22 protein-coding genes are annotated in these 25728 nt (G+C 66.2%); 6 read left to right on the top strand and 16 right to left on the bottom strand.

What is annotated here, in order from left to right:
• Window positions 1–29: 29 nt before the first annotated feature.
• The gene (locus tag WKW82_RS13330; RefSeq protein WP_340342759.1) at window positions 30–674 is read right to left on the bottom strand and encodes an amino acid ABC transporter permease; all 645 of its coding nucleotides are present in this window, start codon (window positions 672–674) and stop codon (window positions 30–32) included.
• A gap of 30 nt (window positions 675–704) precedes the next feature.
• On the bottom strand, window positions 705–1388 hold the full coding sequence (locus tag WKW82_RS13325; RefSeq protein WP_340342758.1) for an amino acid ABC transporter permease: 684 nt from the start codon (window positions 1386–1388) through the stop codon (window positions 705–707).
• A gap of 120 nt (window positions 1389–1508) precedes the next feature.
• On the opposite strand from WKW82_RS13325, the gene WKW82_RS13320 reads away from it, so the two are divergent.
• A complete protein-coding gene (locus tag WKW82_RS13320) occupies window positions 1509–2552 on the top strand; it encodes a GntR family transcriptional regulator (protein WP_340342757.1) in 1044 nt (347 codons plus the stop codon).
• 30 nt (window positions 2553–2582) lie between these two features.
• On the opposite strand, the gene WKW82_RS13315 is transcribed toward WKW82_RS13320, so the two are convergent.
• From WKW82_RS13315 to WKW82_RS13280, 8 genes are all read right to left on the bottom strand, one after another.
• Window positions 2583–3785 (bottom strand): DUF1501 domain-containing protein, encoded by a 1203-nt coding sequence (locus WKW82_RS13315; protein ID WP_422823470.1) that lies wholly within the window; start codon window positions 3783–3785, stop codon window positions 2583–2585.
• A gap of 5 nt (window positions 3786–3790) precedes the next feature.
• Window positions 3791–5200: a DUF1800 domain-containing protein gene (locus WKW82_RS13310; RefSeq protein WP_340342756.1), complete on the bottom strand. Its 1410-nt coding sequence runs from the start codon at window positions 5198–5200 to the stop codon at window positions 3791–3793.
• A 159-nt stretch (window positions 5201–5359) separates the two neighbouring features.
• Window positions 5360–6904, bottom strand: coding sequence for an arabinosylfuranosidase ArfA (gene arfA, locus WKW82_RS13305; RefSeq protein WP_340342755.1), 1545 nt, complete (start codon window positions 6902–6904; stop codon window positions 5360–5362).
• A 26-nt stretch (window positions 6905–6930) separates the two neighbouring features.
• Window positions 6931–7731: an ABC transporter ATP-binding protein gene (locus WKW82_RS13300; RefSeq protein ID WP_340342754.1), complete on the bottom strand. Its 801-nt coding sequence runs from the start codon at window positions 7729–7731 to the stop codon at window positions 6931–6933.
• Between the two features lie 145 nt (window positions 7732–7876).
• Window positions 7877–8869, bottom strand: coding sequence for an ABC transporter ATP-binding protein (locus WKW82_RS13295; RefSeq protein WP_340342753.1), 993 nt, complete (start codon window positions 8867–8869; stop codon window positions 7877–7879).
• Complete coding sequence (locus WKW82_RS13290) at window positions 8866–9723, bottom strand: ABC transporter permease (RefSeq protein ID WP_340342752.1); 858 nt, start codon at window positions 9721–9723, stop codon at window positions 8866–8868. Before WKW82_RS13290 ends, WKW82_RS13295 begins: the two co-directional genes overlap by 4 nt.
• 156 nt (window positions 9724–9879) lie before the next feature.
• Window positions 9880–10884, bottom strand: coding sequence for an ABC transporter permease (locus tag WKW82_RS13285; RefSeq protein WP_340342751.1), 1005 nt, complete (start codon window positions 10882–10884; stop codon window positions 9880–9882).
• A gap of 19 nt (window positions 10885–10903) precedes the next feature.
• Window positions 10904–12796, bottom strand: coding sequence for an ABC transporter substrate-binding protein (locus WKW82_RS13280; protein WP_340342750.1), 1893 nt, complete (start codon window positions 12794–12796; stop codon window positions 10904–10906).
• Window positions 12797–12950: 154 nt separating this feature from the next.
• Between WKW82_RS13280 and WKW82_RS13275 the strand changes: the two genes are divergently transcribed.
• Genes WKW82_RS13275 through WKW82_RS13265 form a run of 3 tightly spaced genes read left to right on the top strand, consistent with a single transcriptional unit; the run spans window position 12951 to window position 14895 of the window.
• The gene (locus tag WKW82_RS13275; RefSeq protein ID WP_422823469.1) at window positions 12951–13715 is read left to right on the top strand and encodes a FadR/GntR family transcriptional regulator; all 765 of its coding nucleotides are present in this window, start codon (window positions 12951–12953) and stop codon (window positions 13713–13715) included.
• A gap of 35 nt (window positions 13716–13750) precedes the next feature.
• Window positions 13751–14626: a class I SAM-dependent methyltransferase gene (locus tag WKW82_RS13270; RefSeq protein ID WP_340342748.1), complete on the top strand. Its 876-nt coding sequence runs from the start codon at window positions 13751–13753 to the stop codon at window positions 14624–14626.
• Entirely contained in the window at window positions 14623–14895 is a 273-nt protein-coding gene (locus WKW82_RS13265; RefSeq protein ID WP_340342747.1) for a DUF2164 domain-containing protein, read from the top strand. The genes WKW82_RS13270 and WKW82_RS13265 overlap by 4 nt, the downstream gene beginning before the upstream one ends.
• Before the next feature lie 6 nt (window positions 14896–14901).
• Here the strand turns inward: WKW82_RS13265 and WKW82_RS13260 are convergent, their stop codons facing one another.
• Window positions 14902–15780 carry an alpha/beta fold hydrolase gene (locus tag WKW82_RS13260; RefSeq protein WP_340342746.1) on the bottom strand — a complete coding sequence of 293 codons (879 nt, stop codon included), beginning with the start codon at window positions 15778–15780 and terminating at the stop codon, window positions 14902–14904.
• Window positions 15781–16175: 395 nt separating this feature from the next.
• Between WKW82_RS13260 and WKW82_RS13255 the strand changes: the two genes are divergently transcribed.
• Window positions 16176–16466, top strand: a complete 291-nt coding sequence (locus tag WKW82_RS13255; protein ID WP_340342745.1) for a DUF1330 domain-containing protein — start codon at window positions 16176–16178, stop codon at window positions 16464–16466.
• Window positions 16467–16475: 9 nt separating this feature from the next.
• On the opposite strand, the gene WKW82_RS13250 is transcribed toward WKW82_RS13255, so the two are convergent.
• From WKW82_RS13250 to WKW82_RS13230, 5 genes are all read right to left on the bottom strand, one after another.
• On the bottom strand, window positions 16476–17333 hold the full coding sequence (locus tag WKW82_RS13250; RefSeq protein WP_340342744.1) for an ABC transporter substrate-binding protein: 858 nt from the start codon (window positions 17331–17333) through the stop codon (window positions 16476–16478).
• Window positions 17334–17522: 189 nt separating this feature from the next.
• Window positions 17523–19589, bottom strand: coding sequence for a PAS domain-containing protein (locus tag WKW82_RS13245; protein ID WP_340342743.1), 2067 nt, complete (start codon window positions 19587–19589; stop codon window positions 17523–17525).
• 171 nt (window positions 19590–19760) lie between these two features.
• Window positions 19761–20402, bottom strand: a complete 642-nt coding sequence (locus tag WKW82_RS13240; RefSeq protein WP_340342742.1) for a glutathione S-transferase family protein — start codon at window positions 20400–20402, stop codon at window positions 19761–19763.
• Window positions 20403–21032: 630 nt separating this feature from the next.
• Entirely contained in the window at window positions 21033–22142 is a 1110-nt protein-coding gene (locus tag WKW82_RS13235) for a Zn-dependent alcohol dehydrogenase (RefSeq protein WP_340342741.1), read from the bottom strand.
• Between the two features lie 59 nt (window positions 22143–22201).
• Window positions 22202–23605 carry an aldehyde dehydrogenase family protein gene (locus WKW82_RS13230; RefSeq protein WP_340342740.1) on the bottom strand — a complete coding sequence of 468 codons (1404 nt, stop codon included), beginning with the start codon at window positions 23603–23605 and terminating at the stop codon, window positions 22202–22204.
• Between the two features lie 339 nt (window positions 23606–23944).
• On the opposite strand from WKW82_RS13230, the gene WKW82_RS13225 reads away from it, so the two are divergent.
• A complete protein-coding gene (locus WKW82_RS13225; protein ID WP_340342739.1) occupies window positions 23945–25648 on the top strand; it encodes a hypothetical protein in 1704 nt (567 codons plus the stop codon).
• Window positions 25649–25728: the final 80 nt, after the last annotated feature.

The following is a 25728-nucleotide window of genomic DNA, read 5'->3' as shown; positions in this document are numbered from 1 at the left end:
TTCCGTGGGTTGTTGTTGTGCGGCGTGGGTCAGCGTCGCGCCATCCGCTTTTCCAGGCGGTAGGAGAGCGAGGACAAGGGGTAGCAGATCGCGAAATAGATCAGGGCCGCGAGAGTGAAGACGAGGAAGGGCTTGAAGGTCGAGTTGTTGACGACACGCGACGAGTAGGTCAGGTCGAAGAACCCGATCACCACCGCGTAGGAGGAGTTCTTGACGATCTGCACCAGGAAGCCGACCGTCGGCGCAATCGCGATGCGCGCGGCCTGGGGCAGGATCACGTAGGCCAGGCGCTGTGCCGGGCGCAAGGCCAGGCATTCCGCCGCTTCCCACTGGGTGCGGGACACCGCCTGGATGCAGCCCTTCCAGATCTCTCCGAGGTAGGCGCTGGAGTACGCGGTCATCGCGATGCCTGCAGCCACCAGCGAAGGCACGTCGAAGCCCGCGATGCTGATGCCGAAGTAGCACAGGAACATGATGACCGGCAGCGGGATGCCCTGCACCAGTTGCACGTAGGCACCTGTCACGGCGCGCAGCACAGCACCCCCGCGGCTGCGCGCCATCGCCAGCGGCAGGCCCACCAGTGCGCCGCCCAGGAAACCCATCGCCGAGAGGACCAGCGTCCAGCCCGCGCCCTTGAAGATGAAACCCACCTGGCTGATCGAGATGCCGTCCATGCTTGTCTCCGTGTGTTTTAGTGGTGCGGGTCAGAGCGGCGTCTTCAGGCGACGGCGGCGGGTGAACACCACCGCTGCGAAGCCCGCCATCGAAATCCTGAGCAGCCAGGAAAGCACGAGGTACAGAACCGCGATCACCAGGTAGATCTCGAAGCCGCGGAAGGTCTGCGACTGGATCGCATAGCCGGAAGCCGTGAGTTCCTCGGTGGAGATCTGCGACATGATCGAAGTCGCCAGCATCATCAGGACGAACTGGCTGATGAGCGCCGGATACATGCGCTCCACCGCCTGCGGCAGGATGACGAGCCGCAGCACCTTCCAGCGCGACATGCCCAGGCACGACGCCGCCTCGAGCTGGCCGCGCGGGATCGACTCGATGCCCGCCCGAACGATCTCGGTGGTGTAGGCCGACACGTTGATCGTCAGCGCGATGATGGCCGCAGCCATCGCCGGCACGCGGATCTGCAGCGCAGCGAGACCGAAGAACAGCCAGAACGCCTGGATCACCAGCGGCGTGTTGCGGATCAAGTCCACATAACCCGACACCAGCTTCCGCCCCAGCGGCGAGCCCTGCGTGCGCACCACCGCCAGCGCCACACCCAGCAGGAAGCCGAACACGATCGTCGCCACCGACAGGCGCAGCGTGAGCAACATGCCGTCGACCAGCTCGCGCCAGTGCGTGGACAGGAAACTGAAATCGAAGTCGTAGTTCATGTGGAATAAATGACTTGTGCTGGCATTAGTCAATTGTAAATGACTTATGCCAGCACAAAGCACTATGGTTTTCCCCTAGCCGGGGCTGCGGACTCTCCTGCCCGCCGTACCATCTGCGCCATGGACAAAGATGCGAAGAAGGCGACCCGGGAACCATCCGACGGGGCGCCTGAGGAACAGGCAGTGGGCGAACGCAGCCCGCGCTCGCCCGTCTATTCGCGCGTCAAGCAGGTCCTGCGCGATGCCATCACGGGCGGATCGATTCCGCTTGGCGCGGTCCTGCTGGAAGGGCATGTCGCCGAGATCCTGGGCGTCACGCGCACGCCGGTGCGGCAGGCCCTGCACGAGCTTGAAGAGGAAGCACTGGTGAGCCGCTTCGACGGCCGCGGCGTCCTTGCCGGCCCGGCCGGCGCGCAGCCTTCGCGCGTGACGCTCACGGCGGCCATGCTGGGTCAGGACGAAAGCACCGCGTCCGTGCGCAACGCACCCGGCTGGGAAGCGATCTACCAGGAGGTCGAGCGGGATGTCGTGCACCTGTCCGTGTTCGACCAGTACCGCATCAACGAAGTCGAGCTGGCACGGCACTTCAACGTCGGGCGAACGGTCGCGCGCGACGTGCTGCTGCGGCTGGAAGCCCTCGGCCTCGTCGAGAAGGACGAGCGGCTACGCTGGCATGTGACGCCACTGGACGGCAAGCGCATCAGCAATCTCTATGAACTGCGCTGGCTGCTGGAGCCCGCTGCACTGCGCGCCGCCATCGGCGTGGCGCCGAAAGAGGAAGTCGCAGCGATGACCAAGAGGCTGCGCAAGGCCATGAAGTCCTATCCGGACGTCACACGCGGCGAAATGGACGACCTCGAGCACGACCTGCACGTGGCCTACCTCTCCCATTGCGGCAACAGGCCGCTGCTGGAGAGCCTGCAGCGCACGCGTTGCCTGCTCACCTTGAGCAAGCACGTGCTTGGCGGCGCCGCACCGATGCCCCGGAACGATCCTTTCATGGCGGAACATCTGGAGGTCTTTCAGGCGGCTGCGCAGCGAGATGCCGACCGTGCACAGTCGCTGCTGCAACGACACCTCGAGGAGTCCTGCGTCAAGGTCACGCAGCGCGCGGAGCTGGTCCGCAATACCTTCGCCACCCCTGACGTTTCCTACATGCGATAGGCCAAACGGCATCCGTGCTGCCGCACTGACTCAAGCGCGCAGCAACCGCGGCAAGGCACGCGCACTGGCGCCGCCTGGCAGCGTGCCGGGCTCCGGAAACAGCGTCCGCGCCAGCCGTTGCGGCTCGATGCCGAAGCATTCGCCCGCGGCGCCCGCGATGAGCGCATCGACGCTGTTCGTGGGCTTCAGGTCGCGGTTCTCATAGAGGTTGCCCGCCGCCAGTCCTGGCCAGTCGACCAGCACGCGCCCGCCCTGGACCGCGCCGCCGAGCAGCATCGCGACAGCGCCGGTGCCGTGGTCGGTGCCGCCGGTGCCGTTGGCCGCGGCGGTGCGGCCGAACTCGGTGGCCACCACGACGACGGTGCGGGACCACGCATCGCCCAAGCCATCGCGCAACGCGGCGACCATGGCGTCGAGATTGCGCAGCTGTACCCCCAGGCGGGCGTTCTGCGCGCTGTGCGTGTCCCAGCCACCGGTCTCGATCATGGCGATGCGCGGGCCGTCGACGCGCACCAGGAAGCCGGCGGCCAGCTTGCCCAGCGAGGCGCCGTCCTGCCGCGCCCGCGCGCCGCCGGCCATGCCATTCCCGCCGTCCATCGCGATGCCGCGCGTGTCCATCGCCGAGCTCCACAGCGCGTGCAGTTGCGCATCGCCCTGGTAGAGCTGCGACACGCGCAGAATCAGGTCGTCGCTGGCCTGCGGCAAGGCCGACGGCGCATAGGACGCGACCTCCGCCGAGCCGCGCAATGCCATCGGCACGGTCGGCGCGAAGGCGATCGCCTCCTTGTCGGCGCGCGGCAGTATGGCGACCAGGCGGTTGAGCCAGCCGTCCTTGAGTTGGTACGGGGAACTGCCGCCGGTTTCCAGCACGTTCTGGCCATCGAAGTGCGACCGGTCCCGGTACGGCGAGGCCACGGCGTGCACGAACAGCGCTTCCTTGGCGGCGTACAGCTTCGCCGTCTCGGCCAGCGAAGCGTGCAGTGCGAAGCTGCCGTCCAGCTTGTTCGCTGTCGCGGGGTCGATGGCGAGTGCACCGCGCAGGCGTGCATAGCCCGGGTCGGCATAGGGCAGCAGTGTCTCCAGGCCATCGGCCGCGCCGCGTTGAATGACGAAGACGAAGCGGCGATCGGTCACGGCCTGCGCGAGCACCAGGCGCGGCGCCACCATGGTAAGCGCGGTGCTTGCAACAGCGAGTCGCAGGACATCACGGCGGCGGTATCGACGGTCGGCCATGGCGTTTATCTCCGGAGGAATTCAGGGGACACGAGCAACAGGGCCAGCCCGGTGCTCGCGCTCTCGGCCCGCGCGATCGCGGTGGCGGTGGATTCGCTCAGCGCGTTGCCGGGCAGCAGTCGCGGGGCCAGCGTGCGCGGATCGATCGTGTCGCCGGCTTGCGACGCCAGGCGCTGTGCCAGCTCCACACGGCGCACCAGCGCATCAGGCGCGGCCCAGCTCGCCGCGATGTCGTCGTAGCCGGCCGGCGAACCGGGGCGCCAGACGGGCTGGCCCAGTTGATTGAGCAACTGCGCACCCTGGGTGTTCGCCCGGAGTTCGCGACGGCCCAGGGCGCGCAGGGACGACAGTGTCCAGTCCCAAGGCGTCTTGAACTTGCCGGACCCCTCAGCCCAGGCCTCTGGCGATTCGACCAGCGCGCGGTACACGGTGGGCAAGTCGCCGCCGCTGCGCTGGAACGCGATTGCGAGGCGGTCGACGACGGCCCGCGGCGGATCGTCCGCAATGAAGTGGCGCGCCAGCTTGGTCGCCACATGCCGCGCCGTGGCCGGCGCGGCGGCAATGTCGCGCAGGATGGCGATGCCCTGTCCTTCGCCATCGTCGGCAAAGTTGCAGCCCAGCACCGTGCGCGAACCCGGCTCATGCACCGCGGGCCGGAACTGGAAGCCGGACGGCTGAGTGCCGCTCATGCCCATCGCTGCGACCGGTCCGCCCTGCCCCGCGACCGCCTGTCCCGCCAGGCTCCAGCCGGTCAGCGCCCGCGCCAGTTCGGTCACGTCGCCTTGCGTATAGCCGCTGCGTACGCCCATCGTGTGCAGTTCCAGGATCTCGCGCGCCAAGTTCTCGTTCAGGCCGCGCTGACGCTCGGGGTTGCGCAGGGCGAGGCGGCGGGCGGCGATGCTCTCGGGTCCGACCGACTGCGCCTGGTCGAGGTAGACCAGCATCGCGGGATGCCGCACCGCGGCGAGCAGCATGTCTTCGAAACGTCCCAGCACGTGCGGGCGGATCGCCTCGACCTCGTACGCGCCGGCCATGTCGAGCACCAGCGGCTTCTCGACGGAGATCGCGAAGTGATTGGCCCAGAAATGCACCAGCCGCTCGACGAAGGGTGTGGGTGTGTCGAGCGCACTCGACAGGCGCGCGTTGACGGCCGCGAGGTAACCGTCCCGTGCGCCGCGGCGCAACGCCTGCCGTGCGGCCAGCTTGTCGGCATCGGAGGCATCGCGAATCTCGCGCTGGCTGGCCTGGTAGCTGGCCAATAGCGCATTGGTGTGCTGTTGGGCCGACCAGGCGGCAGGCGATGGCTGGTAGCGGTCGAACTGGCCCAGCAACCAGCGGCGCGGATCGGCAGGCGCGGGCTCGTCCGGTCGGGCGCCGAGGCCGAAGCGGTTCAGGGCAATTGCGCCGGGGGTCATGGTCGATGCTTCCTCGTCAAGGCGCCAGGCCGGCTCCTTTGGACATCAGCTATCGACAACATTTGAACGGGCCAAGTTCCGGTAGCCGTCGCCATGCCCGCGCCGAGCCAATTCCCGGCCGCTTCAACGGCGGCGCAAATCGGCGAAGCGCCTTGTGGGCTACCTGCTGATGCGGATCATGTTCCACGACGCCGGCGCCAGCGTGGCTTGCACGCGATCTGTCGCCAGCGTCACGCCGGCCAACGGCGCGGGTGAGACGTTGTCGGGCTGGTCCTTCGTGTTGACGGCCTTCAGGTCGGCGTGGCGCAGTTCCAGCGCCTCGATCAGCACCGGCACGCCGAAGCCGCGCAGCGCGACATCGAGCGGCATCGGCTCCTCCAGGTGCCGGTTCAGCGCAAAGATCGTGATCGCGCCCGACGCGGGGTCTTCGACCGCGGCCATCTTGAGGTACGGCACGGCCGGCAGCGGAAAGTACAGGTCGGCCTTGCCGCGCGGGTCGTAGTAGTTGGCCGCATAGGTCGGCGAATCGATTTCCGCCCGCAGCACGCGCCCTCTTCCATAGTTGCTCATCTGCGCGAACGGATGAAAGATGGTCTGGCGCCAGGCCGGTCCACCGGTCTCGGTCATGATCGGCGCGATCACGTTGACCAGTTGCGCGAGGCAGGCCGTCTTCACGCGATCGGCATGGTTCAGCAGCGAGATGCACATGCCGCCGAAGGCCAGCGCATCCTGCATGTTGTAGATCTCCTCGAGGATCTCCGGCGCGACCGGCCAGCCGGGCTTCACCCGCACGTCGGCATTGCGGCGCGTGCGGTACCAGACGTTCCACTCGTCGAAGCTCAGCATGATGCGCTTGCTCGAATGGGCCCGCGCAGCCACCGAATCGGCGATCGCCACCACCTCCTCGATGAAGCCGTCCATGAGGTCCGGGCTCGCCAGCAGCGCGGCGGAATCGTCGGCGTAGTTGTTGACGTAGGTGTGCAGGGAGATGTACTCGACGTGCGAGAAGGTGTGCTGCAGCACCGTGTCTTCCCAGGCGCCGAAGGTCGGCATGTTGCGGCCCGACGATCCGCAGGCCGCGAGTTCGATGCGCGGGTCGATCCACTTCATCATCTTGGCCGCCTCGATCGCGATGCGGCCGTACTCCTCGGCCGTCTTCATCTCCATCTGCCACGGGCCGTCCATCTCGTTGCCGAGGCACCAGAACTTGACGTCGTGCGCTTGCTCCCAGCCATGCGCGCGCCGCAGGTCCGACCAGGCCGTGCCGCCCGGATGGTTGCAGTACTCGAGCAGGTTGCGCGCCGCATCGCCGCCGCGCGTGCCGAGGTTTACCGCCAGCATCGGCTCGATGTTCGCGAGCCGGCACCAGTCGATGAACTCGTTGGTACCGAAGGTGTTGGGCTCGGTCGACATCCAGGCCAGGTCGAGCCGGCGCGGGCGCTTCTCGGCGGGGCCGACGCCATCCTCCCAGTTGTAGCCGCTGACGAAGTTGCCGCCGGGGTAGCGCATGATCGTCGGCGCCAGTTCGCGCACCAGTTCCAGCACATCGTGGCGAAAGCCATGGGCGTCGGCCGTGGCATGGCCCGGCTCGTAGATGCCGCCGTAGACACAGCGGCCGAGGTGCTCGACGAAGGCGCCGAACAGGCGCGGATCGGTCTCGCCGATGACGGCTTCGGGGTTCAGGGCAACGGATACCTTGCGCATGGATGGGGCTCCTCGGGGGGTCAGGTTCAGGGGCCTGTGTCGGGCGACAGCACGGCGTTCTTCAATTCGATCGAATAGGGGTGTTGCGGGTTGTCGAGCGTGGCGCGCGCATCGCCCGCCTCCACCACCACGCCGCGCCGCATGATGACCACGCGGTCGCTGATGCTGTAGGCCGTGGCCAGGTCGTGCGTGATGTAGATGATCGACACGCCCATCTCGTCCCGCAGCTTGCGGAACAGGTTGACGATGGCGGTACGCAGCGAGGCATCGACCATCGACACCGGCTCGTCGGCGACCAGCAGGAGGGGCGATGCGATCAGGGCGCGAGCGATCGCCACGCGCTGCAACTGCCCGCCCGACATCTCGTGCGGGAAGCGCCCCTTCACCTCGGCCAGCGACAGGCCCACCTTGCGCAGCGCCGCGTCCGATGCCGCCTCCGCCGCCGTGTCATCGCGAGCGCCGGCAAAGTGGCGTGCGGTCATGAACAGGTAGCGGTCGAGGCGCTTGAGCGGATTGAAGGCCTCGAAAGGGTTCTGGAAGATCGGCTGCACCTGTCGCATGAAGTCCATGCGCTGGCCGCGGCCCTTGATGTCCGCGAGGTCCATGTCCTTGAAGCGGATGCTGCCGCCGCTGGCGCGCACCGTGCCCAGGATCATGCGTGCCAGCGTGGTCTTGCCGCTGCCGGACTCGCCGATGATCGCGAGGATCTCCGGACCGCTTCCGCCCACTGAGAAGCTCACGTCGTCGACCGCACGCGCGCTGCGGCCGAACAGCCCGCCCTTGGCATAGGTGCGCACGACATTGCGCAGTTCGAGCAAGGACGTCATCGAGAAACCTCCGCGCTGCGCGCTGCGGTGCGAGCTTGCTTGGGGCGGCCCGGCGCTGCGAACTCATGCCCCCACGCTCGGCACTGCGTGTCCTCGCTGCCCCCCGAGGGGGCGTGAGCTTGCTTGGGGCGGCCCGGCGCTGCGCTCATTCCACAGCCACCGGGTTGACGGCAAAGCACGCCACGCGATGCCCCGGCGCCACCTCGGCGAACGCAGGCACCTGCTGCCGGCACACATCCATCGCCAGCGGGCAGCGCGGATGAAAGCGGCAACCCTTGGGCGGATCGGCGAGGTTCGGTGGCGCACCTTCGAGCGCCTTGATGCTCGCGGTCTTGCCGATGCGCGGCAGGCTCGCGATCAGGTGCGTGGTGTAGGGATGGCGCGGCCGGCTGAAGACATCCTTCGTCGCGCCCTCCTCGATCAGCCGTCCCGCATACATCACGCCCAGCCGGTCGCACAGGTGCGCATGCACCGCCATGTCGTGCGTGACGAAGATCAGGGACGAACCCAGTTCGCGCTGCACCTCGCGGATCATCCCCAGCACGCTCTTCTGCACGATCACGTCGAGCGCCGTAGTGGGCTCGTCCGCGATGATCAGTTCGGGCTTGCACACGGTCGCCAGCGCAATCGCCAGACGCTGGCGCATGCCCCCAGACAGCTCGTGCGGGAACGCCTGCAACACCTCCGGCCCCAGCTTCACGCGGGCCAGGTGCTGCGTCACCGTCTCCATGAACGCCGGCATCGGTTGACCGATGTGGCGGAAAGCGAAATCGATGAACGAATGGCGCACGCGCCGCACCGGATTCAACACGCCCATCGAGCCCTGCATCACGTAGGACAGGTGCTTCCAGCGGATGGACTGCAGGGCTTGCGGGCCGGCCTTGTAGAGGTCCAGCGACTGCCCGGCGAAGTTGAAGACCACACTGCCGCCCTGCACCGTCAATGGCGGACGAATCGCGCCCGCAATGGTCTTGATCAAGGTGCTCTTGCCGCAACTCGATTCGCCTGCCAGGCCGTAGATTTCGTTCGGCATGACTTGCAGGCTCACATCGTCGACCGCGCGCACGTCCCGCTGCACGCCGAACTGCTGGGTCTGGTAGTACGCCCGCAACTGGTTGACGGCAACGACCGGCGTCATGGGGTCCCCCTGCCCAGGCGGCTGCGCGGGTCGATGAATTCGTTCATCGACACCGCCAGCAGGAACAGCCCGATGAAGGTCATCACCACCAGCGCCACCGGGAACGCGATCCACCACCACACGCCCGCCACCATGGCGGTGTGCTGGTTGGCCCAGTAGATCATCGAGCCGATGGTCGGCGTGTTGATGTCGGTGAAGCCCAGCACCGACAGCGTGACCTCCAGCCCGATCGACCAGTTGATGTTGTTCATCGTCGTTGAGAACACGATCGGCATGACGTAGGGCAGGTGCTCTTTCACGAGGATCTGCGGCATGCTCATGCCCGAGAAGATGCTGGTCTCGGTGAACTCGCGCGTGCGCAGGCTCATGGCCACGGCACGGATCAACCGGGCGTCGTACGCCCAGCCCAGGCAAGCCATCACACCGGCCAGCGCGGCCCACGACATCTTGTCGCGCATCACGAAGTAGAAGAGCACGAGGATCGGGAACAAGGGGATCACGATAAAGGTGTCGTTCACCGACATGAGCACCCGGTCCACCCAGCCGCCCGCATAGCCGGCGACAAGCCCGATCGTCAGCGACAGCAGCCGGCTGATCACCGCCACCAGCATCCCGAAGGCCAGCGTGTTGCGGATCGCGAAGGTCAGCAGCCAGAACACGTCCTGCCCGCGCGAGGTGGTGCCGAGCACATGCGGCCAGCCCGGCGGCATGTCCGGCGCAACGACGTAGCTGTCGATCGGCGAATACGGCGACACGAAGGACAGCGCGCCGATCACCACGACGAAGCCGAGCAGGAACACGCCGACCGCGAAGCCCCGGTTGTGTTTCAGCAGGTCACGAAGGATCTTCCACATATCAGTTTTCCACCACCCTATCGCGCGACCCGTGATGTATGAAACCCGGGCGAGCAATGCCTGTTCGTGGGCACCCGCGGAACCGGCTTTGCCGGGCCGCTGGGTGCGCCCCCTTGAGGGGGAGCGCCGCAGGCGCATTCGGGGGTGGGTTTCATTTCAGCTGACCTTCACGCGCGGATCAAGCAGCGGGTAGAGCATGTCGATGAGCAGCACCGACAGCGACACCGCCACGATCGACACCGAGGTCAACCCCAGCACCAGGCTGTAGTCCCCCGCATGCACCGCGTCGATCAGCAACGCGCCGATGCCGGGATAGCCGAACACCTGCTCGGTGATGATCGCGCCGTTGAAGATGCCGCCCAGCGACATCGCCAGCCCCGTCACCTGCGGCACCAGCGCATTGCGCATCACGTACGAGCGCAGGATACGGCTTTGCGGTACGCCGCCAAGCTCCGCGTACACCACGTAGTCCTCGCTCACGATGTTGGACACCAGCGAACGCATGCCCATGAACCAGCCACCCAGGCCCACCAGCACAAGCGACAACACGGGCAGCACCGAATGCTTGACCACGCTGGCAACGAAGTCGAGATTCCAGCCGCGCGCGAGGTTCATCTGCGCCCCACCCGTGATCGGCAGCACCGGCCAGACATAGCCGAACACGATGAGGATCAGCAGCGCCACGATGTAGTACGGGATCGGGTGGAAGCCCATCACCAGCAATCCGGTGACGCGCAGTGTGCGGTTGTCCCGCAGGTAGCCGGCGAGCCCGCCGAGCAAATTGCCCAGCACCCAGGTGATGGTGGTCGAGACCAGCAGCAGCCCGGCGGTCCATGGCAATGCGCGCCAGATCAGCGAGGACACCGGCGTCGGGAAAGCTGACAGCGAAGGCCCGAAGTCCAGCGTCACCACGCGCTTCCAGAACCCGATGTACTGCTCCCACGCCGTGCCCTTGAGCCCGTACAGCTCGCGCAGCGATTCGCGCATGAGGCCGATCGCTTCCGGACTGGTGCTGCCGAAAGCCGTGGCCGCCGCGATGCTCTGCTCGACCGGGTCGATCGGTGTGGCGTGCGTCACGATGTAGGCGATGTTCATCCCGATGAACACCACCAGCACGAACTGGCCGAAGCGGCGAATCAGGTACGCCGCGTAGGACTTCATGAAATGCCCGCCTGCTCGCTTACTGCTTCGGCTTCAGCTTGACCATCATGTACTTGGTGTTGGCCCAGTTGGGCACCGGGTCGGTGTAGGGCGCGGTCGCTGCGTTGGGGTAACCGGTCCAGTAGGTGTCGTCCATCACGGTGAAGACGTTGTACGACATGAGCGGGATCGATGGCATTTCCCGCACGGCGAGCTTGACGTAGTCGCGGCCGAGTTCGACGCCCTTGGGGTCGTCGAAGCCGACGCCGCGCACCTGCTCGATGATCTTGTCGAGCTCCGGATTCGTCCAGCGTTGCCAGTTGCGTGGCGGCTGCGGCTGGCCCGGCGGCGCGACGAACTGCGAGTGCCAGCTGTCGAGGAAGTACGACAGGTCGGGGTGCCCGCCCCATGTCTCCACGCTCCAGCTGATGATGGCGTCGAAGTCGCCGGCCGCGCGCCGGTCGGCCAGCGTGCCCTGCGCGACCACGGTGCCGGAGTCGATGCCGAACTGGCGCCACTGCTGCGCGACCATCGAGCCGGCGCGCGTCATCACGGGGCGAGATTCGCCTTCGACGGTGATCTTGACGCTGAAGGGTTTGCCGTCCGGCGTCATCCATTGGGCGCCGACCTTCTTGAAGCCGGCGCGTTCAAGCAGCTCCGTGGCGGCCTGCGGATCGGGCTTCCACCAGCCCATGCCGAAGGCCTTGGCCACTTCCTCCGGCTTCGTCGGGATCTGGTCGCCCAAGGTAGGCCGCAGCATGTCGGTGACCTGCTTGCCAATGCTCGGGTCGTAGGGCTTGATCTTGCGCTTGCCGGTGTCGATCTCGAAGGTCTTGAGCCATGGCTCGATCGGGCCGTGGTAGTACTCTGGATGCGTGCCGGTGGGCGGCACGCCGATGGCCGAGATGGTCGCCGCGCCGCGGTACGAGGCCATCGACACTGCCTTGATGTCGACCAGCAGTGCCAGCGCCCAGCGCACGTCGCGGTTCTTCAGGTACTCGTTCTGCGTGTTGAAGATCACCGCGGCCAGCGTCGGGTCCGGGTGCGCATACGGGAAGCCAGAGAACCAGCCGTGCGAGAACTTGGCCTGCTTGGCCATCGTGAACATGCCCTCGGGCGAGGTGTCGTGGATGATGTCGAGCTGGTGGTTCATCTGCGCGATCACGCGCTTGTCCGGCGGGCCGGCATCCACATAGGCCACGTACTTGGGACCGGGCTCGCCGAAGCGGGCGAGCGTGGTGCGCTTCCAGTCCTCGCGCTTCTGCCAGATGAACCACTTGCCGTTCGGGTCGAAGCTGTTGAGCGTGTACGCGCCCAGCGACACCGGCGGGTTGAACGCGAACTTGAGCGGGTCGCCGGCCTTCTCGAAGACGTGCTTGGGCATCATCCACATCGCGTTCCAGCGAACGGTGAACAAGGCATGGAAGCGCGAGTTGGGCTTCTTCAGCTTGAACACGACCGTGTACGGGTCGGGCGCGGAAATGCTCGCCACGTTGACCTGGATCGGCGCGCTCCAGCGCAGGCCCTTGGTGTCGAGGTGCGTCTGCACGGTGTAGACCACGTCGGCCGCGGTGAACTCGACGCCATCGCTCCAGAAGATGCCCTTGCGCAGCTTCACCGTCATCTCGGTGAAGTCCTTGTTGTAGATCGGCTTGTCGGAGGCCAGCGAGTTGTCCCAGACGCCGTCGATGCCGCGCTCGGGGTCGATGTACCAGAAGGCGTCCATCGCGAGCTGGTGCAGCCCGGTGGACTGGCCGCCCGCGTTGATGGCCCAGATGTTGAACCAGCCGGCGTTCTTGATCGTGCCCTCCGGGTTCTCGACGATCAGCGTCTCCTTGCGCGGGACGTTGGAAATCAGTTCCTGCGCTTGCGCCGTGCCGAACATCGGCAACGCGGACGCAGCAAGCAGCAGGCTCATCAGGATGCGCTTCATCGAACTTGTCTCCTCGTCAAGGACTCGTTTCGCGATCTTCTGCGGTCACCGTCGAGTCGGGCGGCAATGTAGTCATACTAAAAGACGATATTTGCAGCGGTGCATAGGGAAACTACCCGCGCCACACACGAATAAAGGCTTACTTAATCCGGCAATGAAGGTCACTCAGGGTCATCGCGATTACCGCCAGCCGCCCGATCGCAAAAGCATGCATGCGCGCATCGTGCGCGACCTCGGCATGCGCATCGTGGCGGGCGAATTCGCGCCCGATGAACGACTCCCGCAAGAGGCCGCGCTGCTGTCGGAATACGAGGTGAGCCGGCCCGTATTGCGCGAGGCGATCCGCGTGCTGGTGGCCAAGGGGCTGGTGTTGTCCAGGCAGCGGGCCGGGGCGATCGTGCGGCCGCGCGGCGAATGGCACCTGCTCGACCCCGACGTGCTGTACTGGTTGATCCAGAGCAAGCCGCAACCCGAGTTCGTGGAGACGCTGCTGACGGTGCGGCGCGTGTTCGAGCCTGCAGCCGCAGCGATTGCGGCCAGGGCCGCCAGCGACGAAGACCTGCGCAGCATCGCCGAGGCCTATGCACGCATGGAGGCGGCGCAAACTGCCGGGGACCTGCTGGAGCCTGACCTCGCCTTCCATCGCCGCATTGCCGAGGCCACGCACAACGACCTGCTGGCCTACATCGGCACCATGCTGTCGCTCGCGCTGCGCGAGTCGATCAAGCTCAGCAGCCGGTTGCCCAACACGCATGCGCTCTCGTTGCCGCGCCACAAGGCCATCCTCACGGCCTTGGAGAACCGCGATCCGCTGGCGGCGCAGCAGGCCACGCTGGTGCAATTGAAGGAGACACGCGAGGACCTGGACATGATCCTCGAATGGACAAATCAGGTCGCCACGAAGCGCGCGGCTGACTAAACTGCGCGCACCTCGACAGGATGGCAGGGCAACCGATGTACGCGCAAAGAACTCTCCAAGGGGCCTTTTTACTGGTGCTCGCGGCGGCGGTCTGCCTGCTGGGCGCCTGCGCCACCAAGTCGCCGCCGATCTCGCGGGACCAGATCGTTGCCATCCTCTCGAGCCCCGACCGCACCGGTCCGGACCGCATCAACGACCTGCGGCGCAAGCCCGACCAGATGCTCGCCTTCATCGGCGTGCGCCCCGGCATGGTGGCGCTCGACGTGAGTGCCGCCGGCGGCTACACCACCGAGTTGCTGGCGCGCGCGATCGGGCCGACGGGCGTGGTCTACGGGCAGATGCCGCAGCGCGACCCCAATCGGGCAACGCCCTCGCCCACCGCGCCGGAGGGCAATGCCAGCGGTGTGGCCCCGGCGCCAGCCCCTGCAGCTGCAGCCGCCGCACCGCGCCCTGCTTCCGCCGCCTCGCTGGCTGAGCGCAATGCCCGGCTGAAGGGCGCCAACATTCCTGCCGCGCCGATCATGGCCGTGCCACAGCGCTTCGAGGACCCCGCACCCTCCGCGGTGGCGAGCGGCGGACTCGACCTTGTCACGCTGATGTTCAACTACCACGACCTGGGCTTCATGGGCGTGGACCGGGCGCAGATGAACCGCGCCATCTTTCGCGCCTTGAAGTCGGGCGGGGTGTTCGTTATCGCGGACCACGCCGGGCGGCCGGGTACCGGCATCTCGGAATCGGGCACGCTGCATCGGGTCGAGGAATCGTTCCTTCGCGGCGAGGTCGAGGCCGCCGGGTTCAAGCTTGCGGCCGAAGGCAACTTCCTTCGCAACCCGAACGACCCGCGCGACAAGAACACGCCCGAGCCCTTGCAACCCAAGGACGAATTCGTCCTCAAGTTCATCAAGCCATGACCATCGAAATCCCGCGCGAGGCACGGCAGCAGGCCGTCGCCTCCATCGAACGCTACTTCAACGAGCACATGGAAGAGCGCATCGGCAACATCGCGGCCGGTGCACTGCTGGGTTTCTTCCTGGAGGAAGTCGGGCCGCTGATCTACAACCAGGCCGTCGCGGAAGTGCAGGAGCGCTTGCAGGCGCGCATCAGCGAGATCGACATCGAGGTGCACGAGGAACCGTTCCTGTACTGGCAGAAGTACGAGAAGGCGAAGAAGCCGAGGTAGGCGGGCCTATCGCACCTCGCCGGACAGCCAGCGCAACAGCAACGCGTTGATCTCCTCGGCCCGCTCGTACTGCGTCCAGTGGCCGGCGCCGTCGATCACCACGCCCTCGCGGTTGGCATGACCCTTGACCAGCGACGCCACCACCGGCCGCGGATCCGCCGTCACATCGAACTCACCCCACACCAGCAACTGCGGGCACGCGAGCACATCGAGCGCCGCCTGCAAGCCGCCTGACAGCGACACGTCCTTGCTGCGGAAGCGCGTGCCGTGGCAGGAGATGTCGTGGATCTCGAAGGCCAACGGATCGAAGGCCTTGTCATGCAGCATCAATGCGCCGAGGTTGTGTTGCAGCGCCGCGCGTTCCGCCTCGCGGTCCACGGACTTCTTCCAGTTGATCATCTCGATGCTCAGGCGCCGCAGCGTGGCATGGCCGCCGCTGCCGACCAGGAACAGGCGCTCGACCGCACCGCGTTTCACCGCGAACTTGGCAGCGGTCAAACCACCGAAGGAAAAACCGCCTAGACAGATCGGCGTACCGGCACCGATGAGCGAATCGAGCGTGCCGCCCAACGCCCTCAGCAGAGGATCGATCGCGGCCTCGCCGGGCGCGGGCTTTGGAGGCGTATCGGACTCGGCAAAGCCCGGCATGTCCGGCACCCAGACGGATCGTTCGGCCGCCAGCGCCTCCACGTTGCGCAGCCAGTGCATCCAGCTGCCATGGCCGCCATGCAGCAACACCAGCGGCGCCTTGCGCGTGTCGTTGCCGAAGCGCCGCCAACGCACCTGCACGCCTTCGTGCACCGGGTCATGGTGGGTGGAGAGTGCATCGATGCGCTCGATGGCAGCACGCGCGCCCGCGTTGGAATCCGGTGCGAAATTCATCATGGCAGCATGGGTTGGAGTTGTTTTTCGTGGTCGAAGAGTGGGTGCTTCAGCACACCAACGATGCCGCTGCCGCCGCCGGCCTTCATGCCGATGTACTGACTTGCCATCCAGGGTTCTCCTGAGTCCGCGCCGAATGCACCGCAGTGCCTCACTTCAGCGAGCCCGACGCTGCATGTCATTTCCTTGCCGTCGGCCCGCTGCACGATGGTCCGTTCTGCCAGGACGTCGCCTCTGCAACCCTGGGCACGTTTGGCCGAATCTATCCCGAATCTGCGACTCCTGCAGTCGGACCTTGCCGAAGATCCGATGGCGCAAGCGCCGGATGAGTGGGCTTGCCGCAAAGGCGGACACGCGGCAAAGTCACGCGCTCCATGTCTCACTGAAACGAAGTCACCATGCCAAAAGCCTATTGGGTCAGCGCATACCGCGCGGTCAAGGACAACGACAAGCTGGCCGCGTATGCCAAGCTGGCCGGCCCCGCCCTGGTTGCGAACGGCGCGCGTTTCCTGGCGCGCGGCGAACCTGCCAAGGTCTACGAACTCGGGCTGATGCAACGCACCGTGCTGATCGAGTTCGACAGCGTCGAACAGGCCATGGCCGCACACGACAGCCCGGAGTACAAGGAAGCACTGGACGCCTTGGGGGACGGTGCCGATCGCGAGATTCGCATCATCGAAGGCATCTGAGCCGGTCGACTATTCGATGACTTCCGACGCCCGCACCACCACCGCGGGCGGCACCGTGATGCCAAGCAGCCTGGCAGTCCGCAGATTCACGATCAGGTCGTACCTGTCGGGCTGGGCCATCGCCATCTCGGCTGGCTTCGCGCCCCTGAGCAGCTTGTCGGCGTAGACGGCGGCCTGTCGAAACAGTGCCGCGTAATCGGCGCTGAACGTGGCGAGCGCACCCAACTCGGCCGCGTGGCGATTCGGGCCGATGACCGGCAGGCGCGCGTCGCGTGCCAGTGCCATGATCTGGCCCGCGTTGTTCAGGAACACCGAGTCCGGGCCGTAGACGAGCACTTCGGCGCGTGCACTCTTCATCGCGCCGAATGCCGCGGGCAGTTCTTCCCCCGAGGAGATGGGGATGACCTGGAGCTGAAGGCCCAGCAGCCTGGCTGCCGTCTCGTTTTCGGTGACGTAGTCCGAATAGATGACGTTGGTCGGATTCCCGATCACAGCCACCCTGCGCGCCCCGGGCACGGCTTCGCGTGCGAGTTCCAGGAACTTGCCCCAGCTTGCAAGGGGTTGCGTCAGCCCGGTCAGGTTGCCGCCTGGCCGATTCAAGCTCGCGACCAGGCCGAACTTGACCGGATCCGCGACACCAATGACGAGGATTGGAATCCGGGAAGTCGCGGCCTTGGCAGCTTGCGCAGCGGTGGTGCCGGCGAGCACGATGATGAGGTCCACGTTGCGCGACACCAGGTCACGTGCAAGCTGGGGAAATCGTTCGTAGTGCTGCTCTGCCCAGACACTGTCCAGGGCGAGGTTGCGTCCGACGATCCAGCCAAGGTCGCTCAACCCTGCGATCAGAACCTGCATCTGGTCTCGCATTCCGGGAGGCGGGCGAAGATTGCCCAACGTCCCGATGATCCGCGCCTCTCCTTTTGCCGCGCGGGCGAGGGAGGGCGCAAGCACAAGAGGCAGGCAGGCCAGCAAAAGGCGACGCGTGCTCATCATTTCCCCCGAAGGACCGAGTGGGACAGGAAAGGCGTCTGCATCTTACGCAGACGGGAGAACGCATCAAGGCTTGACGCTCAAGGCATCGCCCAATGCTTCGAGGCTGTACGGCTTCAACAGCAGCCGGAACTCCGCGTTGCCCATCCCGGCCGCCGCTCCGGCATAGCCGGTCGTCAGAACGACGGGCAGCCCCGGGCGCCGCCGCCTGATCTCCCGGGCGAGCTCCAGGCCGCTGACGCTGCCCGCCATCATCACGTCCGAGAACACGATGTCGATGCTTCGCGCATTGGCCAGCGCGCCCAGCGCGGCCTCCGGGCTTGCGGCGTGGATGACGTTGAACCCGAGGTGAACCAGCATTTCGCGCGTGAGTGCCGCGACCTCCGGGTCATCTTCGACGAGAAGCAATTGACGGCCGCGGCCGTCACCGCAAAGAGGTGGCGCATTCCGTGCCTCCGCGGGCGCAGCCGGCCGCCGCAGCGAGCGAGGAAACCGCAGGGTCACCGTCGTACCCACCTGGAGCTGGCTGTCGATCCGGATCTGGCCGCCCGATTGGTGCGCGAAGCCATAGACCTGCGGCAAGCCCAATCCCGATCCCTTGCCGACTTCCTTGGTCGTGAAGAAGGGCTCGAACACACGGTCCAGGACCTCGGCCGGCATCCCGCTTCCCGTGTCGGAGACAGAAAGCTCAACGCAGGCGGCTTGGGCACCGTCGTTGGCCGCCTTCATCACGTTCCGGGCACGGATGGTGATGAGGCCGCCGTCGGGCATGGCGTCACGGGCGTTGGCGAACACGTTCAGCATCGCCAGCTCGAACTCCCCCGCATCGATCTCGACGGGCCACAGGTCGTTCCCGAACTGCATCTCGACGCGGGTGTTCTCCCGCAGCGAATGCTCCAGCATTTCGCGCATGCCCCGGAGGTGGACCGCCAGGTCGATCGACTCCGGATTGATGGGCTGGCGGCGCGTGAACGCCAGCAGCTGGTGCGTCAATCCGGTGCCCCGGGTCACGGCCCGGCGCATGGCCGCATGGACTCGCTCACGTTGCTGCGCCGTCATGTCGCGCTCCAGCATCTGCAAGCCGTTTGCAAACACCGCCAGCAGGTTGTTGAAGTCGTGCGCCACGCCGCCGGTCAGCCGTCCGAGGGACTCCAGCTTCTGCGATTGGCGAAGCGCTTCCTCGGTCTTCCGCAGGCGTTCCTGGTCGAGGATGCGTTCGGAGACGTCGTACACGAACTGGTACGCGCCGATGCGCTCGCCGCTGCTTTCGCGCAAGACGCTGTAGTGCATCTCGTAGAACCGGCGCTCCCTCTCCTGGTCGCCGAATTCGCCGATCTCCACGAACTCCTCGCCGGCCAGCGCGCGACTCCACACCGCCTTGACGGCGGCCTGGTGCGTGGGCTGCGAGGCCAGCAACTCCAGCATGCTGTCGCCCACCCTGGGCCGAACGCCGAAGATGCGCTGGAACTCGTCCGCGGCCGCCTTGTTGATGGCCAGCCAGCGATAGTCGAGGTCGGCCACCTGGACGAAGGCCTCGGTGCCTTCGACGATGTCGGCCAGCAGCTTGCGCTGTGCCAGCGCCTCGCTCACCCGGTGTTCGAGCGTCTCGTTGAGCTCCCGCAGCGCGTGCTCGGCCAGCACCCTGCGGGTCGTTTCCGAGACCGCGCAGAACATCCCGGCAACTTCGCCGCGCTCGTCGCGGACCGGTGAATAGGAGAAAGTGAACCACGCCTCTTCGTCGTAGCCCTTGCGATTCATCACGAGCGGCAGGTCCTCGCGATAGATCGACTGGCCCGCCAACGCGGCATCGATCAGGGGGCTGATGTCCGACCATATCTCCGACCAGATGTCCTGGAAGCGATTGCCCAGGGCGCGCGGATGCTTGGCGCCGAGGATCTCGGCATACGAATCGTTGTAGAGGAAGCCGAGTTCCTTGCCCCAAGCGACGAACATCGGGAACTGCGATTGGAGAAGGAGACCGACGACCGTGCGCAACGGATGCGGCCAAGTCTCCGGCCGGCCGAGCGGCGACTCCGACCAATCGTGCGAGCGCATCAATGCACCCACGTCGCCGCCTCCGTCCAGGAACTCGGCAGTACGGCTTTTCGCTGGCAAACCTGAATCGGACATCATGAGTTTTCTTCGCCGTCGCACGAAAGTACGCAGCGACCACGTCAACACTCCCGGTGAGAAGCGCGACTTTCTCCATCGTCTTTTCGCGACGGCGTGGCCACCCTCCGCCGGGGTGCCCCGGCATCAGGCACAAATGTATCCGACTGTGTTTGGCTCTCGCCAGGCCAGTCGTCAGGTCAGCAAGAGCGGCATGCCCGGATCGCCCTTCTGCATGGCGCGCTGGTAGGCCTCGCGCCCTGCAATGCGCTGCAGATACGCCAGGATGTTCGGATACGGCGTCAGGTCGTAGGGCATGAAGTACCGCATCGTCGTCAACGAGAAGACGGTCATGATGTCCGCCGCGGTGAAGTCCTTGCCGGCCAGGAACGGCACGTCGCCAAGCCGCCTGTCGATCAGCGCGAAGGCGCTTGCGAGCCGCCAACCCAGACGCGCTGCCATGGGATTGCCGGCCGGCACATCCAGTCGCCGAAGGATCATGTTGCGGCCCATGTTCGGCTGGAAATTCCCGTTGGCGTAGTGCCACCAGAAGATGAAGTCAGCGTAGTCGGGATGGTCCGGCCCGGGCATCAGCCGGCCATCGCCGTACTTCGCGATGATGTATTCCACGATGGCGCCGGACTCCGCCAGCAGAAGCTCGCCGTCGCTGATCACGGGGGCCGTGCCAAGCGGGTGCAACGCGACGAGTTCCGGCGGTGCCAGGGCGGTGACCGGATCGCGCACATGGTGCTTGAGTTCGTAGGTCAGGCCGAGCTCCTCGCAGAGCCAGACGATGCGCTCCGACTGCGACTTGCCGAGATGGTGGACGATGAGCACGTTGCCTCCTTGAAGCCAGGACGCCCGATCATCGCAGCTGTGCGTGCGTCAAGGCTATGCCTGCGTGCTACTGCGGATGGGGCTGAAGGGCGGGATGTCGACGATCGGCGGGATGAAGGCCTGTTTGCCGGGTGTGCAGGCGGCGCCGACCCTTGAAGTGAGATGTCTCCGCCGCGCACACCCAGGTGAACGGACCCAACAAGCATCGCCACCCCGGCAGTCTTCATCGCGTTCTTCCCGAAAACGACAGCATGTCCTCGATGCCTGCATCGTGGCGCATTGACGCATGCCCGCGAGATGCAGACAGGCCGGAAGAATCGCTGGCAGGTGATCTCGTGTTCATCACCACGGTAGTGCCCTGCCTCAGCTTTTCGGTGACGGTGGGATGAGGCATCGATGAAGCTGTTGGCGTTGGTGTCGAGGTCGCGCACGCCCTGGTTGACCACGCGGATGTCACCGGTGGTGGCGGGGTCGAGCACCACCACCTGCATCCGACTTGGCGTGCGCTCGTCCGTTGTCACTCGCGTGGCCTTCCGGACCAGGAGAGATCGGCGAGAACTTTTTCAGTGATCCCTCGGGACCAGCCTCGCCCTCCGTGTCGACCCGTCACCCGTCACCCGTCACCCGTCCTCAATCGAACACGATCACGCCCCGAGCGTTGCGCCCCTGCGCCAGGTCGTCAAAGGCTTGCGCTGCCTCGTCGATGCGGTAGCGCCGCGTGATCAGTTCGTCGAGCTTGAGCTTGCCCGCCTGGTACAGCGACAGCAGGCGCGGGAAGTCCCGGCGCGGGCTGGTCGAGCCGTAAAAGCTGCCGCGCAGGCATTTTTCTTCCATCGCAAAGCTGGCGGTCTTGAGCGTGGTGGAGTTGGCCGGGCCCGCAAGACCGACGACCACCGCCGTGCCGCCCTTGCGCACGCAGGCATAGGCTTGCGCGACGATCTCGCCGTGGCCAACGCATTCGAAGGCGTAGTCGGCGCCGCCGCCGGTCAGCTTGCGCAGTTCCTTCAGGACGTTCTCGCTCCTGGAGGCGTCGATGACATGCGTGGCGCCGAAGAGCCTGGCCATCTCCAGCTTGCTCGCGAGCATGTCGACGGCCACGATCATCGTGGCGCCGGCAATCTGGCAGCCCTGCAAGGTGCTCAGGCCGACGCCGCCGGCGCCGAAGACGACGCAGATCGATCCAGGTTCGACCTGGGCGGTGTTGCAGGCTGCGCCCCAGCCGGTCATGACGCCGCAGCCGATGAGGGCGCAGCGGTCCAGCGGAACGCCGGGTGTGATCTTGACGACGTTGTTCTCGTGCAGCGTCGCATATTCGGCCATCACGCCGCAGCCGCCCATCGCGTTCAGCGGCTTGCCGTTGGCGTCCCTGGTGCGCGGCACGCCGCCGGGCAGCGTCCAGGGGGTCGTGTTGCCCATGTCGCAGAGGTTGGGCTTGCCGCTGGTGCAGTAGCGGCACTTGCCGCAGGTGTTGACGAAGCTGCTGATGACGTGGTCGCCGATCTTCAGGTCGGTGACGCCCTCGCCCACCTGGCACACTACTCCCGCGCCCTCGTGGCCGAGGATGACGGGCGCCGGCAAAGGCAAGGTGCCGTTGGTGACCGACAGGTCGCTGTGGCAGACGCCACAAGCACCCACCTTGATCATGACTTCGTTCTTGCCCGGCGGGTCGACCAGGATGTCTTCGACATGGACCGTCACGCCGTCGGCGCGGAAGACAACGGCTTTGGAGCGCATTTGCATAACTTGGATTTCGCTTGGATCTGAATTTGAGTTGAGAGACGCGGGAGAAGGTGTGGAGCTCAACCCACCATGGTTTGCACGGCCGTGAACTCGAGCAGTCCCTCGATGCCGTTCTCGACACCGATGCCCGACTGCTTGCGGCCCGCGAAGGGCGACAGCGGATCGAGCAGTTGCACGCTGTTGATCCACACCGTGCCGGTCTCCAGCCGCGCGCCGATCGCTTTCGCCTGCGCCACATCGCCGGACCAGACCGAGCCGCCGAGGCCGAACTCGGAATCGTTGGCGCGCCGCACGACCTCGTCGACGTCCGAAAAGCGCAGCAGCGGCACGATCGGCCCGAAGGGCTCTTCGACCACCACGCGCGCATCGTCCGGCGGGTTGTCGACGACGGTCGGCGGGATGAAATAGCCGGGGCCTTCCGGCACGTCACCCCCGGCGAGGAAGCTGTGGCCCGCATCGCGCGTGGCGGCGATGAGTTCCTTCACGCGCTCGTACTGCGGGCGGTTCTGCACCGGGCCGAGCATCACGCCTTCCTGCGTACCAGCGCCCATCGGCGCAGCCTTGGCAGCGGCGGCAAACGCTTGCGCAAACGCTTCGTAGATCGCGTCATGCACGTAGATGCGCTTGGCCGCCACGCACACCTGCCCCGAGTTGAGGAAGGCGCCCATGAAGAGCTTGCGCGCAGTCTTCGGCACGTCCACGTCGGGCATGACGATGGCGGCGTCGTTGCCGCCGAGTTCCAGCGTCACATGCTTCAGGGTGGGCGCGGCGGAAGCCATTACACGGCGGCCGGTGGCGGTCGAGCCGGTGAAGGCAACCTTGGCGATGCCGGGGTGCGAAGTCATCCGAGGGCCGAGCGCGTCGCCGCCGCACAGCACATTGACCACGCCGGCCGGGAACAGGTCGGCCGCAAGCTCGCCCATGCGCAGCGTCGTGAGCGGGGTGAAGGGGGATGGCTTGACGATGACGGTGTTGCCCGCCATCAGCGCGGGCGCGAGCTTCCAGCAGGCCAGCATCAGCGGGAAGTTCCATGGCGCGATGGCGGCGACCACGCCGAGCGGCACGCGGCGGGTCGTCCAGGTCATGCCGGCCTTGTCGGTGCGCTCGGTCACGGGCAGTTCCATCTGCGCGAAGGCGCGCAACCATTGCACGCAGCCCAGCACTTCGGCCTTGGCCATGGCGAGAGGGCGTCCTTGTTCGCGCGTCAGCAGCAGGGCGAGTTCATCGGCATGTTCCTTGAGGCGGGCGGCAAGTGCCTCGACGCGCTCGCGGCGCTCCGCCTGGGTCGTGTGGCGCCAGCTTTCGAAAGCCGCCTGTGCGGCCTGCACGGTCGCGTCGAGAACCTGCTGCGTGCAGTCGGCCACGCGGGCGAGGACCTCCTCCGTGGCGGGGTCCAGCACGGACAACGTGCCGGCCAGGTCGAGCAGTTGGCCGTTGGAAAGAGGCCTGAAGGTCCGGGTCATGGTGGGCACCAGGTGTGTGTCAGAGCCACTACGTGGCGCGGGCTGTGGGGTGATGTTCATGAGTGGGATCGAGGATTGACGAAGACGCGCGCAGACAAACCCTGCGGCTGCTTTGCAGTGAAGCAGCGACGCGCCTGCGGCGAACCACCCGATTCGGGTGGATGGGTAAGCCCTCACCCCCCAGAACTGCCCGCCACCCGCCTGGGGTGGGGCGTCGCGGCGCCCTTCGCCCGACCATTCATACCCATACGCAGACATCACCGGGCTGGAGACAAACGGCATCGAGACATGGTTGCGTAACACCCCAAACGCAACCCATCCATGCAACAAGGATTCCTCGTGAAGAAGCCATTCCGCCTCGCCTCGGCCATCGCCGTCGCTGCCCTCGCCACCGTGTCGGCCTACGCAGGCAAGCCCCTCGCCCAGCAGCACAACCCCTACCTCGCGCAGTCGTACAACAACCAGACGCACTGGGACGACGCCGCCTCCGACAGCACCGACATTGCCGTACCGCGCGGTTTCTTCGAGATCACGCCGGAGTCGGTGCAACTGATCCCGAACGAGTCGGTGGGCCTGCCCTCGATGATGGACACCGTCGCCGGCCAGGACATCCAGTGGTGGTGGTCGGGCTTCGGCCTGCGCAAGGTCAAGACCATGGACGGCAAGCTGGTCGAGATCGCCCGCAGCGACATCCCGGTCAAGCTGCCCAACTACGCGCCCATCAGCGCCGACGAGCGCCGCGCCCAGGCCGCGGCGGTGCAGAAGTTCATCGAGGCCAAGGACGAGAAGGGCCTGCTCGAGTACCTGAAGTCGCAGCCCAACCGCGCGTCGTCGGCGTCCGCCGACCAGGTCGCCAACGGCGCCGTGTACGCGGTGCTGACGCGCGACGACGCCTTCATCGGCTGCAACGGCCGCACGGTGTTCCGCATCGACCAGGTCGATCCGAAGGACCCGAACTCCGGCATGAAACCGGCGCGCTTCACCACGCTGCCCGTGTCGCTGTTCGACAACGAACGCGCCCGTGCCAAGACGCATCTGCCGGGTGACATGTCCTTCGGCATGGGCATGAGCTTCAACGGCTTCATCGTCATCAACACGCTGGGCGGCAAGGTCATCACGCTGAACCGCGAGACGCTGGAGATCATCGACAGCTACACCACCCCCGGCGCCGACGAGTCCTTCATGAACAGCTTTGCCACCGGCCCCGAGGCCAATGGCGGCGCGGTGTATGTGGCTTCCAACACCACCATGTACCGCCTGGTGGTCGATGCCAAGGGCAAGATCCGCGACGACGAGGCCAGCGGCGCCTGGTCCGCGAAATACGACCGCGGCGTCCCCATGGGCGCGCCGAAGATCGGCGACGGCACCGGCTCCACGCCGACGCTGATGGGCTTTGCGCCAGAGGACGACAAGCTGGTCGTCATCACCGACGGCGCGAAGAAGATGCGCCTGGTCTCCTTCTGGCGCGACGGCATTCCGGCCGGCTGGAAGCAGAAGCCCGGCACGTCCTCGCCGCGCATCGCCGACCAGATCGAAGTCGACATGGGTCCAGGCCAGGACATCGTTCAGTCGGAGCAATCGGTGTCCATCTATGGCGACAAGGCCTTCGTGGTCAACAACATCCTGACCAAGGAAGAGCCTCAACTCAGCCGCGACAGCTTCTACGTCAACCTGGTCAATGGCGCCACGCGTCCCGGCCCGGTCGGTGCGGCCGGCTTCAAGTGGGACAACGCCAAGCATGCGTGGACGCAGAAGTGGTCGCGCAACGACGTGTCGTCGATCTCGGTGGTGCCGATGATCAGCGGTGGCAGCAACATGGCCATCGTCGACGGCTACTTCGCCGGCCGCTGGGGTGACCGCCATCACATCGGCATGGACCTGGACACCGGCAAGACGGTGATGTCGATCCGCGGCGGCGCCAATCCGATGTTCAACGGCATGTATGCGCCGGTGAAGATCGATTCGCAGGGCAACCTGCTCTATGGGATGGCCTTCGGCATGGTGCGCATGGACACATCGAAGATGAAGCGCATCGAACCCTGAAGGTGTGAAGCTTTCTACTGCGGCCACCGATCTCGGGCCTGCGGTGCTCACTGCACGCGAGTGCAGTTCCGCTCCTCGAC

The sequence above is a fragment of the Variovorax rhizosphaerae genome (assembly GCF_037889975.1).
Lineage (GTDB): Bacteria > Pseudomonadota > Gammaproteobacteria > Burkholderiales > Burkholderiaceae_C > Variovorax > Variovorax rhizosphaerae.
This window is presented reverse-complemented; position numbering and strand designations above follow the sequence as displayed.

Coding starts and splice junctions, on each gene's coding strand:
- WKW82_RS13330 (WP_340342759.1), bottom strand. CDS start 674: ATGGACGGCATCTCGATCAGCCAGGTGGGTTTCATCTTCAAGGGCGCG.
- WKW82_RS13325 (WP_340342758.1), bottom strand. CDS start 1,388: ATGAACTACGACTTCGATTTCAGTTTCCTGTCCACGCACTGGCGCGAG.
- WKW82_RS13320 (WP_340342757.1), top strand. CDS start 1,509: ATGGACAAAGATGCGAAGAAGGCGACCCGGGAACCATCCGACGGGGCG.
- WKW82_RS13315 (WP_422823470.1), bottom strand. CDS start 3,785: ATGGCCGACCGTCGATACCGCCGCCGTGATGTCCTGCGACTCGCTGTT.
- WKW82_RS13310 (WP_340342756.1), bottom strand. CDS start 5,200: ATGACCCCCGGCGCAATTGCCCTGAACCGCTTCGGCCTCGGCGCCCGA.
- arfA (WP_340342755.1), bottom strand. CDS start 6,904: ATGCGCAAGGTATCCGTTGCCCTGAACCCCGAAGCCGTCATCGGCGAG.
- WKW82_RS13300 (WP_340342754.1), bottom strand. CDS start 7,731: ATGACGTCCTTGCTCGAACTGCGCAATGTCGTGCGCACCTATGCCAAG.
- WKW82_RS13295 (WP_340342753.1), bottom strand. CDS start 8,869: ATGACGCCGGTCGTTGCCGTCAACCAGTTGCGGGCGTACTACCAGACC.
- WKW82_RS13290 (WP_340342752.1), bottom strand. CDS start 9,723: ATGTGGAAGATCCTTCGTGACCTGCTGAAACACAACCGGGGCTTCGCG.
- WKW82_RS13285 (WP_340342751.1), bottom strand. CDS start 10,884: ATGAAGTCCTACGCGGCGTACCTGATTCGCCGCTTCGGCCAGTTCGTG.
- WKW82_RS13280 (WP_340342750.1), bottom strand. CDS start 12,796: ATGAAGCGCATCCTGATGAGCCTGCTGCTTGCTGCGTCCGCGTTGCCG.
- WKW82_RS13275 (WP_422823469.1), top strand. CDS start 12,951: ATGAAGGTCACTCAGGGTCATCGCGATTACCGCCAGCCGCCCGATCGC.
- WKW82_RS13270 (WP_340342748.1), top strand. CDS start 13,751: ATGTACGCGCAAAGAACTCTCCAAGGGGCCTTTTTACTGGTGCTCGCG.
- WKW82_RS13265 (WP_340342747.1), top strand. CDS start 14,623: ATGACCATCGAAATCCCGCGCGAGGCACGGCAGCAGGCCGTCGCCTCC.
- WKW82_RS13260 (WP_340342746.1), bottom strand. CDS start 15,780: ATGATGAATTTCGCACCGGATTCCAACGCGGGCGCGCGTGCTGCCATC.
- WKW82_RS13255 (WP_340342745.1), top strand. CDS start 16,176: ATGCCAAAAGCCTATTGGGTCAGCGCATACCGCGCGGTCAAGGACAAC.
- WKW82_RS13250 (WP_340342744.1), bottom strand. CDS start 17,333: ATGCGAGACCAGATGCAGGTTCTGATCGCAGGGTTGAGCGACCTTGGC.
- WKW82_RS13245 (WP_340342743.1), bottom strand. CDS start 19,589: ATGATGTCCGATTCAGGTTTGCCAGCGAAAAGCCGTACTGCCGAGTTC.
- WKW82_RS13235 (WP_340342741.1), bottom strand. CDS start 22,142: ATGCAAATGCGCTCCAAAGCCGTTGTCTTCCGCGCCGACGGCGTGACG.
- WKW82_RS13230 (WP_340342740.1), bottom strand. CDS start 23,605: ATGACCCGGACCTTCAGGCCTCTTTCCAACGGCCAACTGCTCGACCTG.